Origin of the sequence: Rhodococcus sp. I2R (assembly GCF_020889545.1) — a bacterium.
In the GTDB taxonomy this organism is placed as follows: Bacteria; Actinomycetota; Actinomycetes; order Mycobacteriales; family Mycobacteriaceae; genus Rhodococcoides.
In genome coordinates, this window is sequence record NZ_JAHUTG010000001.1 from 302,947 (window position 1) to 317,022 (window position 14,076).

General features: G+C 65.2%; 13 protein-coding genes. 4 read left to right on the top strand and 9 right to left on the bottom strand.

Annotation, left to right across the window (positions count from 1 at the left end; genetic code table 11):
- Positions 1-53: 53 nt before the first annotated feature.
- Positions 54-560, top strand: a complete 507-nt coding sequence (locus tag KVY23_RS01395) for an acyl-CoA thioesterase (protein WP_230555046.1) — start codon at positions 54-56, stop codon at positions 558-560.
- On the opposite strand, the gene KVY23_RS01400 is transcribed toward KVY23_RS01395, so the two are convergent.
- The 3 genes from KVY23_RS01400 to KVY23_RS01410 form a co-directional block, all read right to left on the bottom strand.
- Positions 557-1,588, bottom strand: a complete 1,032-nt coding sequence (locus tag KVY23_RS01400) for an ATP-dependent 6-phosphofructokinase (protein WP_206511115.1) — start codon at positions 1,586-1,588, stop codon at positions 557-559. The two genes, KVY23_RS01395 and KVY23_RS01400, sit on opposite strands and share 4 nt — an antisense overlap.
- Positions 1,589-1,667: 79 nt before the next feature.
- Positions 1,668-2,330 (bottom strand): response regulator transcription factor, encoded by a 663-nt coding sequence (locus KVY23_RS01405; RefSeq protein ID WP_206510870.1) that lies wholly within the window; start codon positions 2,328-2,330, stop codon positions 1,668-1,670.
- Positions 2,331-2,341: 11 nt separating this feature from the next.
- On the bottom strand, positions 2,342-3,595 hold the full coding sequence (locus KVY23_RS01410) for a sensor histidine kinase (protein ID WP_374108680.1): 1,254 nt from the start codon (positions 3,593-3,595) through the stop codon (positions 2,342-2,344).
- A gap of 166 nt (positions 3,596-3,761) precedes the next feature.
- Between KVY23_RS01410 and KVY23_RS01415 the strand changes: the two genes are divergently transcribed.
- Both KVY23_RS01415 and KVY23_RS01420 read left to right on the top strand, forming a co-directional pair.
- A complete protein-coding gene (locus KVY23_RS01415; protein ID WP_230555013.1) occupies positions 3,762-4,373 on the top strand; it encodes a hypothetical protein in 612 nt (203 codons plus the stop codon).
- The gene (locus KVY23_RS01420; RefSeq protein ID WP_230555014.1) at positions 4,370-5,755 is read left to right on the top strand and encodes an alpha/beta-hydrolase family protein; all 1,386 of its coding nucleotides are present in this window, start codon (positions 4,370-4,372) and stop codon (positions 5,753-5,755) included. The genes KVY23_RS01415 and KVY23_RS01420 overlap by 4 nt, the downstream gene beginning before the upstream one ends.
- On the opposite strand, the gene gatA is transcribed toward KVY23_RS01420, so the two are convergent.
- Both gatA and gatC read right to left on the bottom strand, forming a co-directional pair.
- Complete coding sequence (gene gatA, locus KVY23_RS01425) at positions 5,752-7,224, bottom strand: Asp-tRNA(Asn)/Glu-tRNA(Gln) amidotransferase subunit GatA (protein ID WP_230555015.1); 1,473 nt, start codon at positions 7,222-7,224, stop codon at positions 5,752-5,754. The two genes, KVY23_RS01420 and gatA, sit on opposite strands and share 4 nt — an antisense overlap.
- Complete coding sequence (gene gatC / locus KVY23_RS01430; protein ID WP_075840239.1) at positions 7,221-7,520, bottom strand: Asp-tRNA(Asn)/Glu-tRNA(Gln) amidotransferase subunit GatC; 300 nt, start codon at positions 7,518-7,520, stop codon at positions 7,221-7,223. Before gatC ends, gatA begins: the two co-directional genes overlap by 4 nt.
- 274 nt (positions 7,521-7,794) lie before the next feature.
- Between gatC and KVY23_RS01435 the strand changes: the two genes are divergently transcribed.
- A complete protein-coding gene (locus KVY23_RS01435; protein WP_230555016.1) occupies positions 7,795-8,445 on the top strand; it encodes an amino acid-binding protein in 651 nt (216 codons plus the stop codon).
- A gap of 1 nt (position 8,446) precedes the next feature.
- Here the strand turns inward: KVY23_RS01435 and ligA are convergent, their stop codons facing one another.
- The 4 genes from ligA to KVY23_RS01455 form a co-directional block, all read right to left on the bottom strand.
- Positions 8,447-10,567, bottom strand: coding sequence for an NAD-dependent DNA ligase LigA (gene ligA / locus KVY23_RS01440; protein ID WP_230555047.1), 2,121 nt, complete (start codon positions 10,565-10,567; stop codon positions 8,447-8,449).
- A 144-nt stretch (positions 10,568-10,711) separates the two neighbouring features.
- A complete protein-coding gene (locus KVY23_RS01445) occupies positions 10,712-11,731 on the bottom strand; it encodes a methionine synthase (protein ID WP_230555017.1) in 1,020 nt (339 codons plus the stop codon).
- Positions 11,728-12,816: a tRNA 2-thiouridine(34) synthase MnmA gene (gene mnmA, locus KVY23_RS01450; RefSeq protein ID WP_206510877.1), complete on the bottom strand. Its 1,089-nt coding sequence runs from the start codon at positions 12,814-12,816 to the stop codon at positions 11,728-11,730. The genes KVY23_RS01445 and mnmA overlap by 4 nt, the downstream gene beginning before the upstream one ends.
- A complete protein-coding gene (locus KVY23_RS01455) occupies positions 12,816-14,054 on the bottom strand; it encodes a cysteine desulfurase family protein (protein ID WP_206510878.1) in 1,239 nt (412 codons plus the stop codon). The genes mnmA and KVY23_RS01455 overlap by 1 nt, the downstream gene beginning before the upstream one ends.
- Positions 14,055-14,076 lie beyond the last annotated feature (22 nt).

Here is a 14,076-nt window from a genome sequence, read left to right on the forward strand (position 1 = left end):
CGGGTGCTCGCTAAGCTCGGGAGGTGACGGACTCCGCGAAACAGACACTGTCCATGACCGTGCTCATGACACCGGACATGGCCAATTTCTCCGGCAACGTGCACGGCGGCACCATCCTGAAGTTTCTCGATCAGGTCGCCTACGCCTGCGCGAGCCGGTACGCGCGGGCATACGTGGTCACGCTCTCGGTCGATCGCGTCGTATTTCGAGAGCCGATTCACGTCGGCGAGCTCGTCACCTTCTGCGCGTCGGTCAACTACACCGGACGGACGTCGATGGAAGTCGGTATCCGCGTCGAGACCGAGAACATCCAGCGCGGCGACACCAGGCACACCAACAGCTGCTATTTCACGATGGTGGCCGTGGACGACGCGGGCGCACCGCTCGAGTTGCCACCGTTGACGCCGACGAGCGAACTCGGCCGACAACGTTTCCAAGCCGCCGAACGACGGCGTGAGCTGCGGCGTGAGACCGAGCGGCGCGAATCGGAAATCCAGCGAGGAACCGAGAACGTCCCACTGGTGGACCGACGTGCTGACAGTGAAGTCGAGGCGAACTAGCCGAAGAAGGCTGCTGCGTCCACGTACCGACTCTCCGGTACCCGTTTGAGCTTGGTCACCGCCTCCGCCAGAGATACCAGGCCGATCTCGGCGCCGCGGAGAGAGACCATCTTTCCGAAATCGCCGGCATGCGCGGCGTCGACGGCGTTGACACCGAACCGCGTGGCCAGGACCCGGTCGTACGGCGTCGGGGTACCGCCCCTCTGCACGTGTCCGAGGACGGTCGTCCGCACTTCCTTGTTGATCCGACGCTCGATCTCCTGGCCGAGTTGGTGTGCGACGCCGGTGAACTTCACATGCCCGAACTCGTCGATGCCGCCGTCGAGCAGCGACATCGAGCCCTCCTTGGGCATGGCCCCCTCCGCGACGACACAGATGAAGTGCGAGTCGCCTCGCTGAAATCTCTTGCGCACCATGTCGCAGACCTCGTCGACGTCGAACGGCTGCTCGGGAATGAGCGTCATGTGCGAGCCCGACGCCAGCCCCGCATGCAAGGCAATCCACCCGGCGTGACGGCCCATCACCTCGACGAGCATGACGCGCTGATGCGATTCGGCGGTGCTGTGCAGACGGTCGATCGCGTCGGTTGCGATGGTCAGTGCGGTGTCGAAGCCGAACGTGACGTCGGTGCAATCGATGTCGTTGTCGATGGTCTTGGGGACACCGACAACCGGAACGCCCTCCTCGGACAGCCAGTGCGCCGCCGTGAGCGTGCCCTCACCGCCGATCGGAATCAACACATCGATGCCGTTGTCCTCGAGAGTCTGCTCGATCCGGCTCAATCCAGCGCGCAGCACCTCGGGATTGGTGCGTGCCGTACCGAGCATGGTTCCGCCCTTGGTGAGCAGACGGTCGTTGCGGTCGTCGTTGCGCAACTGGATGCGGCGGTCTTCGAGCAGCCCGCGCCACCCGTCCTGGAAGCCGACAACGGCCGATCCGTACCGAGCATCGGCAGTGCGAACGACAGCCCTGATCACCGCATTGAGACCGGGGCAGTCGCCACCGCCGGTAAGAACTCCGATGCGCATCGATTTCTCGCTTCTCGTCGACTCCATGACCATTACCGTAATCTTGCCGCCTCGCACCGGTGTCGGCAGTGCGAGCCGATCACCCGGGCCCGACAACTCCGGTTTCGTACGCGAGCACCACCGCTTGCGCGCGGTCACGAAGGCCGAGCTTCCCCAGCACTTTCCCGACATGTGTCTTGACGGTCTGCTCGGCAACGAAGAGGGCAGCGGCGATCTCGAGATTGGACATTCCCTTGGCTATCAGCTCGAGCACTTCACGTTCACGTGGGGTGAGCGAGGTCAGAGCAGAGGGGCGCGTACGGACCCGCCCACGCCGCGAAGTCACATCGGCGATCAAGCGACGCGTCACCGACGGGGCAAGCAAGGCCTCCCCGGCCGCTACGACGCGCACTCCCCGGATCAGTTCCTCCGCGGGGGCATCCTTGAGCATGAAGCCGCTCGCGCCCAGAGTGAGAGCCTCGTAGACGTAGTCGTCGATGTCGAATGTGGTCAACATCAAGATGCGTACAGGCGGATCGAGCGCGGCGCCGAGGATGGCTCGCGCTGCATCGAGTCCGTTCATCTGCGGCATCCGAACATCCATGAGAACCACGTCCGGGTGCAGGCGCTTCACCTCGTCGACTGCGGTCGCGCCGTTGTCGGCGTCGCCGATCACACTGATGTCGTGCTGAGCTGTCAGCAGTGCGCCGAACCCCTGCCGAACCATTGCCTGATCGTCGGCGATGAATACCGTGATAGCCACGAACAGAGACCTTATGCGGTGAAGGCGGTTGTGTGCTCGGAGACGACGTGCGCTGACGGGGTGGTCGGTAGCCGAGCCACCACTTCGAATCCCCCGTCCGGACGAACTCTGGCGTCGAGCCACCCGGACACGCCCAAGGCGCGCTCGCGCATACCGCGGAGGCCGTGCCCTCCGGTTCCCATCTGCACAGGAACGTCACCGTTGCCTGGCGTCTTTCCGTTGACGACCTCGACATAGACGACGTCGAGTCCGTAATCCAGTCGCACCCGAACGTCGGTATCCGGTGCGTGCCGGGAGGCGTTGGACAGCGACTCCTGCAGTATGCGATAGAGCGCGAGCCCGGTCGTGGCGGAGATTGCCGCTGGGTTGCCCGTCGATTCCCAGCTCAATCGAACCCCGGCGCGCGCACTGCTCTCGAGCAATGCAGGCACGTCGGCCGTACCCGGTTGCGGTGAGTTCTCAGCGAGAACTCCGTCACTGCGCAGCACACCGAGCATTCCCCGAATCTCGTTCAGCGCCTCGCGAGCGGTGGCTCCGATGGCCTCGAATTCTGCTGCTGCGCTGGGTGACACATCCTCGATTCGGTAGGGCGCGCTCTGCGCCTGTACGACGACGAGGGACATGTGATGGGCGACGACGTCGTGTAGATCGCGCGCGATCCTCGCCTTCTCCTCCAGGACGGTGCGACGCGCACGCTCCAGTTCGCTGACTTCTTCCTGCTTGGCCAGTTCGCGCCTGGACAGCACGAGCCAACGGATCAACAGGGCGAACAAGACGATCGCGCTCAGTCCCACCGCCCAACCGACCCCGTCGTTACCCGGGGTGAAACCCAGAAACAGCAGAACTGTCGAGAGCCAGACGACGGCGACTACCGGGAAAGCACAACGCAGGCTCACCGTCGACACGAGCACCAACAACACGATGAGATGGGTGACCTGCCACGGAAAGTCGTAGCCGGGAAGCCGATCGAAGGCCACCGGGACCACCACTGCCGATGCAGCTGAAATCGCCCACCCGAGAGCAGGGTTGGCACGCACGAGCACAAGTGGGAACACTGCGAGCGCAGACACGATCGGCATGATCGGGATCGGTACGTCGTGCGTGAGTTGGAGCGTCGGCCACGCCACTGAATACAGGATCGCAGTCACGACGAATATCGTGATGTCGATTCTGCGGCCAGGCGGGATTGCGCGGGCAGCCCGCGTCACGACTCCCCCTTGCCTGCCGACCGGAGCCTTGTTCCTGGTTCTGCTTCTGATACCCACCCTCAGAACACTAGGAACCCCGAGCCGAAAAGTCATCGTACCCAGGAGTGAGATCGCGGCGCCCCTTCGGTATCAGAACGGAGCGTCGGCAGCACCGAGAAGGCAGGGAGGATCGGCACCGCAGACCGATTACCTGCACCGCAGGTCGCTCATAGCGTCGGTCACCATGAAGAACAGGACTGGGATATTCGGGACAGGGGCACGCGCAGCGCAAGTGGGCGTCGGGACGCTAGCCGTCGGCGCCGTTCTCGGGATCGGTGCCACCATCACACCGCCGACAGCGCTCGCCGACGTACCGGCCGGCCGAGCCTCCGCGACCGTACCCGCCGGATTCACCGAGCGGTTCTACGTCCCCTCTGTCGAGAACGGGGTGTTGGTCGATCCTGACGGAGACTGCTCGTCGCCGATTCCGCTTCCATCCGAGTTCGACGGGCCATGCAAGGCGCACGATCTGGGATACGACCTACTCCGCTTCGGCGGGGCATCCGAGCATACGGCGACCGCTCGCCAGGAACTCGACACGCAACTCGGCGAGAGAATGAACGAAAGCTGTAGCGCGCGTTCGGGAATCCGGTCTCGCGCCTCGTGCCACGTGATGGCCGAGATAGCAACCACGGCCGTCCGGTTCAATTCGTGGCGTCAGCACTACGGCACGCCAGAGCCAGAACCCGCGCTTCCGTACCTCCTCGCAATCGGCATCGGCGGCGGCATCGCGGCAATGGGCCCGTCCGCCATGTCGATCACAGCTCCTCTACGACTGCGTGGGGTGGGAGCATGAGCGCCGAGATTCTCGACGCCCCAGTAGTCCTCGGCCCGCCGACCACTCGATCGGCCCGTCCTGCAGTACCCCGAACTGCCACCTCGATCATCCTCTCGGTGACGGTAATCGCATCATTGGCACCAGGATTGCTGCCACGATCCTCGTGGACACAGGCACTCGTCACCGGAATCGCGGCCGCCCTCGGGCTCGCATTGTCCGCGATTGCTCACCGCATCGTCTCCCGTGTATTCACTCCGTCCGTTCGCCCGGTGGCTCGTCGCATTGCACTCTGCGGCAGCGTGACTGCGATCTTCGCTGCGGCTGTGAGCGAAGCCGGATGGCAGAACGATCTCCGCTCAGCGATGGGCACCGAACCGACGCCACCGATGCACTGGGTCGAGGTGTGGTGCGGAGCAATCTCGATCTGCGCGATCTCGGTGGTGATCGGGGTGGGACTCATGCGCGGCGGAAGAAGGCTCGGCCGCACCCGAACCGTCTGCGTAATTCCGGTGACAGGACTCGCCGGATATCTCGTCGTACTGCCCGCTGCGTGGGCGTCGTTGACGGATCGTTTCGCAGCATCCAATGCGATGATCGATTCATCGCTGATCATTCCGCTGACACCCAGCAAGTCCGGAAGCATCGGATCACTCGTAAGGTGGGACGATCTCGGCCGAGAGGGACGCAAGTTCGTCTCCGGTGGCACCGACGTCGACGCTGTACGCACCTACGTCGCACTCGACGCCGCGTCGAGCGCCACGGCACGCGCACAGATCGCCGTCGACGAACTCGAACACTCGGGCGGTCTCACGAAATCGCATGTCGTGGTGGCTGTTCCGACCGGATCCGGGTGGGTCGACGAGAACGCGACGAGCGGAATCGAGGATCGCTTCCAAGGAGACGTCGCCACGGTGGCACTCCAGTACTCATACCGACCGAGTTGGGCTACGTTCCTACTCGCGAAGACAGAGGCCGAGGACTCGGCGACGGCACTGCTCGACGCCGTACGCACACGCATCGCAGCACTGCCTGCCGCATCGAGGCCCGACCTGTACGTCTACGGTCAAAGCCTCGGTGCCATCGGCGGCAGCGCGGCGGTGGCGGCGAATCCGGAGGGGATCTGCGGGACTCTGTGGGCCGGTCCGCCCGCCGGAGAGGTCGAATCGGGTTCGGCAGTGGTGCTCGCGAACACGTCGGACCCGGTTGTTCGATGGTCGACCGAGCTCCTTACCTCACCGCCGAAGCTCGACGGCACCCAGGCGGATGCGCCCATGCCGCAGTGGATCCCAGTCGTCAGCTATCTGCAGACCACCGTCGACCTGATGTCGGCTCAGAATGCTCCCACCGGACACGGGCACCGCTACGGTGCCGATCAAGGATCTCTGCTACCGGAGTGCTAGCGAAGCGGCCCGCGAGCCGACTCGTACGCCGCTCCGACACGGTAGAGACGGTCATCGGCAAATGCCGGTGCCATGATCTGCAATCCGACGGGAAGTGCGTCCTCCGAGGCGAGGCCGGACGGAACCGACATTGCACAGTGCCCGGCCAGGTTCGTCGGCAACGTGCACAGGTCGTTGAGATACATCGCGATGGGATCGTCGACCTTGTCCCCCAACGGGAACGCAGTGGTCGGGGTAGTCGGCGAGACCAACACGTCCACCTGCTCGTATGCACGGTCGAAGTCGCGGGCGATGAGTGTACGAACCTTGAGGGCCTGACCGTAGTACTCGTCGTAGTATCCGGCCGAGAGTGCGTAGGTTCCGATCATGATGCGGCGCTTGACTTCTGCGCCGAATCCCTTGGCGCGCGTGATGGCCATGACCTGGTCGGCGCTGTGGGTGCCGTCGTCCCCTGCGCGTGCGCCGTACCGCATGCCGTCGAATCGCGCGAGATTGGACGACACCTCGGACGGCAGGATCAGGTAGTACGCCGCCAGGGCGTGCACGAAGTTGGGGCACGAGACCTCCACGACCTCTGCACCCAGCGACGTCAACGTGGCGACGGCGGCGTCGAAGGACGAGATGACGCCGGGCTGATAGCTGTCGGAATGCAGTTCCTTGACAATTCCTACCCGCACCCCGGTCAGATCACCGTTCGCGCCCGCTCGGGCAGCGGCGACCATCGAGGCCACTTCCACGTCGACCGACGTCGAGTCGCGCGGGTCGTGCCCGGCGATGACATCGTGCAGCAGAGCGGTGTCGAGCACGGTGCGCCCACACGGCCCGCCCTGATCGAGGGAGGACGCGCATGCGATGAGGCCGTAGCGGGACACGGTCCCATAGGTCGGCTTGGTGCCGACGGTTCCTGTCAGAGCAGCGGGCTGTCTGATGGATCCACCGGTATCGGTGCCGATCGCCAGGGGTGCCTGCCGAGAGGCGAGAGCCGCGGCACTACCGCCACCCGAGCCACCCGGTATGCGCGTGGTGTCCCAGGGGTTCTTGGTCGGCCCGTAGGCGGAGTTCTCCGTCGAGGAGCCCATCGCGAACTCGTCCATATTGGTCTTGCCCAGCAACGGAATTCCTGCCGACCGGAGCTTCGAGGTGACCGCTGCATCGTAGGGCGAGATCCACCCCTCCAGCATCTTCGACGCACAGGTGGTGGGCATGTCGGTCGTGGTGAACACGTCCTTCAATGCCAGTGGCACCCCTGCCAGTGCCGACGCGGGCGACTCCCCCGCCGACAGTGCATCGTCGACTTCCTTCGCAGCAACCAGTGCGTTCGCGCCGGACACGTGCAGGAAGGCGTGATACTCACCGTCGACCTGATCGATACGGTCCAGATGCGCCTGGGTGACCTCCACCGCAGACACCTCGCGGGCATGAATACGCCCCGCGAGTTCGGAGGCGTCGAGGGCAGTCAGGTCGGTCATTCGCTCTCTCCCAAAATCTGTGGCACTGCGAAGCGGTCGTCCTCGGCGTTCGGTGCACCCGATAGCGCCTGCAACGGCGTCAGACCGGGCACGATCACGTCCGGGCGCGTTACGTTCGCGATGGCACCGGGGTTGGCTGTCGGAGGCACCTCGTCTGCAGCGACCTCAGCGACTGCCTTCACATGGTGAAGAATCGAATCGAGCTGGCCGGCGAACTCGTCCAACTCGGCTTCGCTCAGAGCCAGCCGGGACAGCCGGGCGAGGTGAGCAACCTCGTCGCGGGAAATATCAGGCACCGCGTAGACCCCTTTCACACATGTATCGAAGCTGCCGCACAGACACGCGACCACGTAATCGTAGTAGCCAACCGGCGCGCCGACTCATCCAGCGGTCGCCGCGCCGTCGGAAGGTGTCCGAAAGATCACCGCCGGAGCCGTCCGTGTCGAGAAGGGGAGCAGACAATGCAAGGATGACTCGCGGTGCTCGCGCATGCGGGTGTGCGCGAAACTCACGCACCCCGATGCCGTCGGTGCCCACGATGTCCGCACTGTGTGATCGAAAGGGAGCGTCATGTCGTACCTGCTCCGCGTTCAACTCCCCGATCGCCCCGGAAGCCTCGGGGCGCTCGCCGTTGCTCTCGGCTCGGTCGGTGCAGACATCCTGTCGCTCGACGTCATCGAACGCGGCCCCGACTTCGCCGTCGACGACCTGGTGGTCGACGTTCCCCCGGGCGCTCTACCCGATACCCTCATCACCGCCGCCGAACGCCTGACCGATGTGCGAGTGGATTCCATTCGGCCGTACACCGGAGTTCTCGACACACATCGCGAACTCGAGCTGATCGATCGGGTCGCCGCCGCGTCGGACGATCGTCTGCAGGTACTCGTCGACGGCGCGCCCCGGGTGCTCCGAGTGGGATGGTCCATCGTGGTGGCCTCGGGCAGGCACGGCGCGTATCGCGTCGTCGGCAGCTCCGGGGCTCCGGAGACGCACGCAGCCGACATGCCATGGATGCCACTTGCTCACCCAACGGCGCTGGACTCGGAGGCCGACTGGGTCCCGCAGGTGTGGCGCGACATGGACACCAAGATCGCGGCTGCACCACTCGGTTCGACCGGCACCGTATTGGTCCTCGGCCGCCCCGGTGGTCCGGGGTTCCGCCCGTCTGAAGTGGCGAGGTTGGGCTATCTCGCCGGGATCGTCGCCACCGTGCTCGGGTGACCTAGTCTTCTGGGTTTTCCGTTTCGGCGTCCTCGGTCTTGTCCGGCGGGCGTACTGCGTCCGGCCCCTCGGTCAGCAACAGCGTGAACCCCTCCTCGTCGAGAACGGGAACGCCGAGTTCGAGTGCCTTGTCGTGCTTGCTCCCCGGAGACTCGCCGACGACGACGAACGCTGTCTTCTTCGACACCGATCCGGCCGCCTTGCCCCCGCGCGCGAGAATCGCCTCTTTGGCCCCGTCACGCGAGTATTCGACGAGTGAGCCGGTGACGACGATGGACATGCCCTCGAGGTTGCGGACGATCGATTCGTCGCGCTCGTCCTCCATCCGAACGCCCGCGGTCCGCCACTTCTCCACGATGGTTCGGTGCCACGGCACCGAAAACCACTCCGAGACCGCCTTGGCGATGGTGCCGCCGACACCGTCCACCGCCGCGAGCTCTTCCTCGGTGGCGTTCTCGATACGCTCGAGACTGCCGAACTCGGTGGCCAGAGCGCGAGCGGCAGACGGTCCGACGTGCCGGATCGACAGGCTCACCAGAACCCGCCACAGTGGCCGGTCCTTGGCCTTGTCGAGGTTGGCAAGCAGTCGACGGCCATTGGCGGACAACGAACCCGCCTTGGTCCGAAATATCGACGTCTTCAGCAAGTCTTCCTCGGTGAGCGAGAAGATATCGCCCTCGTCGACGATGGCCTCGGCTTCGAGCAGGTCGGTCGCCGCCTCGTATCCGAGACCCTCGATGTCGAAACGACCGCGCTCTGCCACGAAGAACACCCGCTCGCGGCGCTGTGCCGGGCAGAATTCCGAGTTGGGGCAACGTAGATCCGCGTCGCCCTCTTTCGCGGGCGCGAGCGGGGTGCCGCATTCGGGACACCTGTCGGGCATGACGAACTCGGTCTCGTCACCGGTTCGGGCGGCGACGACTGGGCCGAGTACCTCGGGAATGACCTCGCCTGCTTTACGAATGGTGACCGTGTCCCCGATCAGCACGCCCTTGCGCTTGACCTCGGACCCGTTGTGCAATGTCGCCAATGCCACCGTGGACCCGGCCACCACTACCGGTTGCATGTAGGCGAATGGGGTTACGCGGCCTGTTCGACCCACGCTGACCCTGATATCGAGCAGTTTCGTCGTGACTTCCTCGGGCGGATACTTGTACGCGATCGCCCAACGAGGCGCGCGTGAGGTGGTTCCGAGCCTGCGATGCAGCGACATCTCGTCGACCTTGACGACAAGCCCGTCGATTTCGTGTTCGACGTCGTGCCGATGATCGTCCCAGTATGCGACCCGCTCGACGACGGCATCGATGCCCTCGACGCGGGCGGTGAGCGCTGAGACCGGCAGCCCCCATGCCTTCAACGCTTCGTAGGCGTGCAGTTGCGAATCGGGCGAGAAGCCCTCCATGCGACCGAATCCGTGACAGATCATGCCCAGCCTACGACGAGAGGTCACTGCGGGGTTCTTCTGTCGCAGGGACCCTGCGGCCGAATTGCGCGGATTCGCGAACGGCGGCTTCCCCTCCTCGACGAGCGAAGCATTGAGAGCGGCGAAATCTTCGAGCCGGAAGAACACCTCTCCGCGCACCTCCAACAGGCTCGGCGTCGGATGCTCGGCACTCTCGGCCAACACTTCCGGAATATCGTCGATGGTGCGGGCATTGAGTGTGACGTCCTCACCCGTGCGTCCGTCGCCGCGCGTCGCACCTCGCACCAACTTCCCGTTTTCGTACACGAGGTTGAGGGCAACGCCGTCGATCTTGACCTCGCACAGGTAATGCAGATCGGGGCCGGTCTCGGACTCCACGCGTTTGGCCCACGCTCGCAGTTCGTCCTGATCGAATACGTTGTCCAGACTCAACATCCGCTCGAGATGATCGACCGCAGTGAACTCGGTGGCGAACCCGCCGCCGACGAGCTGCGTGGGCGAATCCGCGGCGCGGAGCTCGGGATGCGCCTCCTCGAGATCGTTCAGTTCACCGAGCAGTGCATCGAACTCGCCGTCCGAGACAACAGGTGAGTCGCGAACGTAGTAGCGGAACTGATGCCCGCGAACTTCCTCGGCCAACTCTTGCCAGCGCTCACGATCCCTGCCCGAGGCGGGTGTGCCGGCAGCCCTCGCCGACACGGCGGCACCCGGCGCGCCCGCTTCCTCGGAACCCGGAAGTTCAGTTGTTTCGTCCACGCCAGAAGGTTATCCGACGCGACCGACACCTCCGGCGCGACAACACCGGCCCCGGCCCTGATGCCGACGCCCTCGGCGATGAGGCGCTCAGAGCGAGTCGGGAGCGTCCTGGAAGACCTCGGCGATCGCGGAGGCCAATTCGAGTGCCGTGCGCGCCCACGGCACCGATGCGCCGGCCAACCCGCAGGACGGCGTGACGGAGCACTGTGTAGCCAGCACAGATCGCGGAAACCCGAGCCGATCGACCAGCGAGACTGCCGGTGCCGCCAGCTCGCGCCAGGTCGGTACTCGATCCGGCTCGACGGCGGGCACGAGGCCCAACATCAGTGTCTTGCCCGCTTGCAAGAACTCCCCGACGTCGTCGAGATCACTCGCCCGAAGCAGCGCAGGGTCGATAGCTGCTGCCTCGGCGAGACTGCGACGGAACATCTCCAGCGGAGCGTCGACGGCGCAGCAGTGGATCGCAGCGGGGGCACCGACGTTGCGGAGCACCGTGTCGAGCAGGTCCAGTGCTTCGGGTTCGGGTACTGCGCGGACAGGATCGAGCCGAGTGACCCCGGACAACGAGCCCGCGAGCACCGCAGGCAGGCTCGGCTCGTCGAACTGAACGACTACCTCGACGCCGAGCCGCGCGGTGATCTCCGCGCAGTGCTGGCGTACTCCTTCGGCGAGCGATTCGGCGAAGCCGCGAACCGCGCCTCGATCGGTCAGAATGCGGTGTCCGCCGCGCAATTCGACTTGCGCCGCCATGGTGAAGACTCCGGCCGCCTGCACCTTGAACAGACTGCGCGTCCCAGCGTGACCGCCTGTCTCCCAAAGCTCTTCGAGCACGTCGAGATCCTCGCGCAGCAAGTCTCCAGCTCGACGACTCGACAACGTTCTGCGCGGGGAGACGCGATATCCCGACGTCCGAACATCGAGTTCGACATCGGCCATCAAAGCGCCGGTCCGCCCGATCAGGTCCGCACCGAGCCCTCTGGCCGGCAGCTCGACGAGGTGCGGCAGAACAGGTAGCTCCCCGAGAACGATTGACACGGACTCACGGATATCCGTGCCCGGCCAGGAACCCAAGCCTGTCGAGAGGGCGCCGAAGACGCTCGCGCTCACGTGTTCTCGGAACGAGTGCCCGCGATGGTCGCACTTCCGATGACGATGTCACCGAGTACGTCCCTCCGGTACAGCACTGCGGCCTGACCTTTCGCGACCCCGGCGAGAGGAGTCCGCAGCTGGATGTCCATACCACCCTCGGTTGCCTCGGCGACAGCCTCCGACATACCGCCGTGTGCCCGCACCTGAACCACGCACTCGATCGGCCCGACGGGCGCTGAGCCCTCGGTCCAGATCGCTCGGTCACCGGTTATTCCCCACACATCCAGACGTGTTGCGGAACCGACGATGACATTGCCACTGTCTGGTTCGATGGCCGTCACGTAACGCGGCTTGCCGTCGATCGTCGGCCCTTCGACGCCGAGCCCCTTCCGCTGACCGATCGTGAAGCCGTGCACCCCTTCGTGATCGGCGAGTTCCGCGCCGGTGTCCGCATCGACGACCTTGCCCGGGCGAATACCGATCTTGGCGCCGAGAAACGCGCGAGTGTCACCGGAGGGAATGAAGCAGATGTCGTGACTGTCGGGCTTGTCCGCGACCGCGAGACCTCGCTCAGCGGCTTCGGCTCGAATCTCGGACTTGGGTGTGTCGCCGATCGGGAACATCGCCCGGGACAACTGCGCGGGCGTCAGGACGGCGAGCACATAGGACTGGTCCTTGTCGGCATCGACTGCCCGACGCAGGACACCATCGTGCAACTGGGCATAGTGCCCGGTGGCGACGGCGTCGAATCCCAGAGCCAGCGCACGGTCCGCGAGTGCGGAGAATTTGATCTTCTCGTTGCATCGCAGGCACGGATTCGGTGTTTCACCGGCGGCATAGGACTCGATGAAGTCGTCGATGACGTCTTCCTTGAACCGATCGGCGAAATCCCACACATAGAACGGGATGCCGAGGACGTCGGCGGCACGGCGTGCGTCCCCGGCGTCCTCCTTCGAGCAGCAGCCCCGCGAACCGGTACGCAGCGTCCCGGGCTCGGTGGACAGCGCAAGGTGTACACCGACGACATCATGACCGTCGTCGACGGCACGAGCCGCCGCAACAGCCGAATCCACTCCACCGCTCATGGCAGCCAAAATACGCATCAGCGTTGTCCTCCCCGAGCTCCTACGCTCGCCAATCCCGCAGCGCGGGCTCGTTCGATCACGTGCGGCAACGCTGCCAGCAGTGCGTCCACATCCGACTCGGAGGAATCCGACCCCAGCGAGAACCGCAACGAGCCCCGGGCGGTGAACGGATCCGCACCCATCGCGATCAACACGTGACTCGCGCTGGCCACACCTGCGGTGCACGCGGACCCCGTAGAACATTCTATTCCCGCGGCGTCGAGCAACATCAACAGGGAATCACCCTCGCAGCCGGGGAAGGTGAAGTGCGCGTTTCCTGCGAGCCGGTCGGCGCCGTCCGGGCCGTTGACGATCACGTCGGGGTCGAGCGCCCGCACACCTGCGATCATCTTCTCGCGCAAGCGGGTGAGCTGGGTGTGTCGTTCCGCGAGTCCGTCGACAGTATCGGTGAGGGCGGCGGCCATGGCGACGATCGACGCCGTGTCGTGCGTGCCCGACCGCACGTCGCGCTCGTGTCCGCCGCCGTGCAGCAACGGTACGCACGAGACGGTTCGGCCCAGGAGAAGCGCTCCGACGCCCTGCGGGCCGCCGAACTTGTGAGCTGCGATGCTCATGGCTGACAGCCCGCTGGAGGCGAAGTCGAGGGGTAGGTGCGGCACTGCCTGAATGGCGTCACTATGCATGGGAACGCCGTAGTCGCGGGCGACCACCGCGAGTTCGCGGATCGGCATGATGGTTCCGACCTCGTTGTTCGCCCACATCACCGTGACCAGTGCGGTCTCGTCGGCATGGAGGGCGAGTTCGGCGCGCAGGGCGTCCGGATGCACCCGACCTTCGGAGTCGACCGGCAACCAGGTGATGCGGGCGCCCTCGTTCTCGGCCAGCCACTCGACCGCATCCAGCACCGCATGGTGTTCCACCGCGCTGGCGACGATCCGCGTGCGCGCTGGATCGGCGTTCCGACGAGCTGCGAAAATCCCTTTCACCGCGAGGTTGTCACTCTCGGTGCCGCCTGAGGTGAAGATCACTTCGGACGGGCGCGCCCCGAGGTGCGCCGCGATCGATTCGCGAGATTCTTCGACGCGACGCCTCGCAGCGCGGCCGGACCCGTGTAGCGAGGACGCGTTGCCGACAGTCGCGAAGACTGCGGTCATGGCCTCGATCGCGGCGGGCGACATGGGCGTCGTTGCAGCGTGGTCGAGGTAGACGGGCGCACTCGCGTGTTGGTTGGCAGACGAACTGCGGGCTGAAGGCATAACGCTCTTCAGGATAGCCGGT

Coding starts and splice junctions, on each gene's coding strand:
- KVY23_RS01395 (WP_230555046.1), top strand. CDS start 54: ATGACCGTGCTCATGACACCGGACATGGCCAATTTCTCCGGCAACGTG.
- KVY23_RS01400 (WP_206511115.1), bottom strand. CDS start 1,588: ATGCGCATCGGAGTTCTTACCGGCGGTGGCGACTGCCCCGGTCTCAAT.
- KVY23_RS01415 (WP_230555013.1), top strand. CDS start 3,762: ATGAAGAACAGGACTGGGATATTCGGGACAGGGGCACGCGCAGCGCAA.
- KVY23_RS01420 (WP_230555014.1), top strand. CDS start 4,370: ATGAGCGCCGAGATTCTCGACGCCCCAGTAGTCCTCGGCCCGCCGACC.
- gatA (WP_230555015.1), bottom strand. CDS start 7,224: ATGACCGACCTGACTGCCCTCGACGCCTCCGAACTCGCGGGGCGTATT.
- KVY23_RS01435 (WP_230555016.1), top strand. CDS start 7,795: ATGTCGTACCTGCTCCGCGTTCAACTCCCCGATCGCCCCGGAAGCCTC.
- mnmA (WP_206510877.1), bottom strand. CDS start 12,816: ATGCGTATTTTGGCTGCCATGAGCGGTGGAGTGGATTCGGCTGTTGCG.
- KVY23_RS01455 (WP_206510878.1), bottom strand. CDS start 14,054: ATGCCTTCAGCCCGCAGTTCGTCTGCCAACCAACACGCGAGTGCGCCC.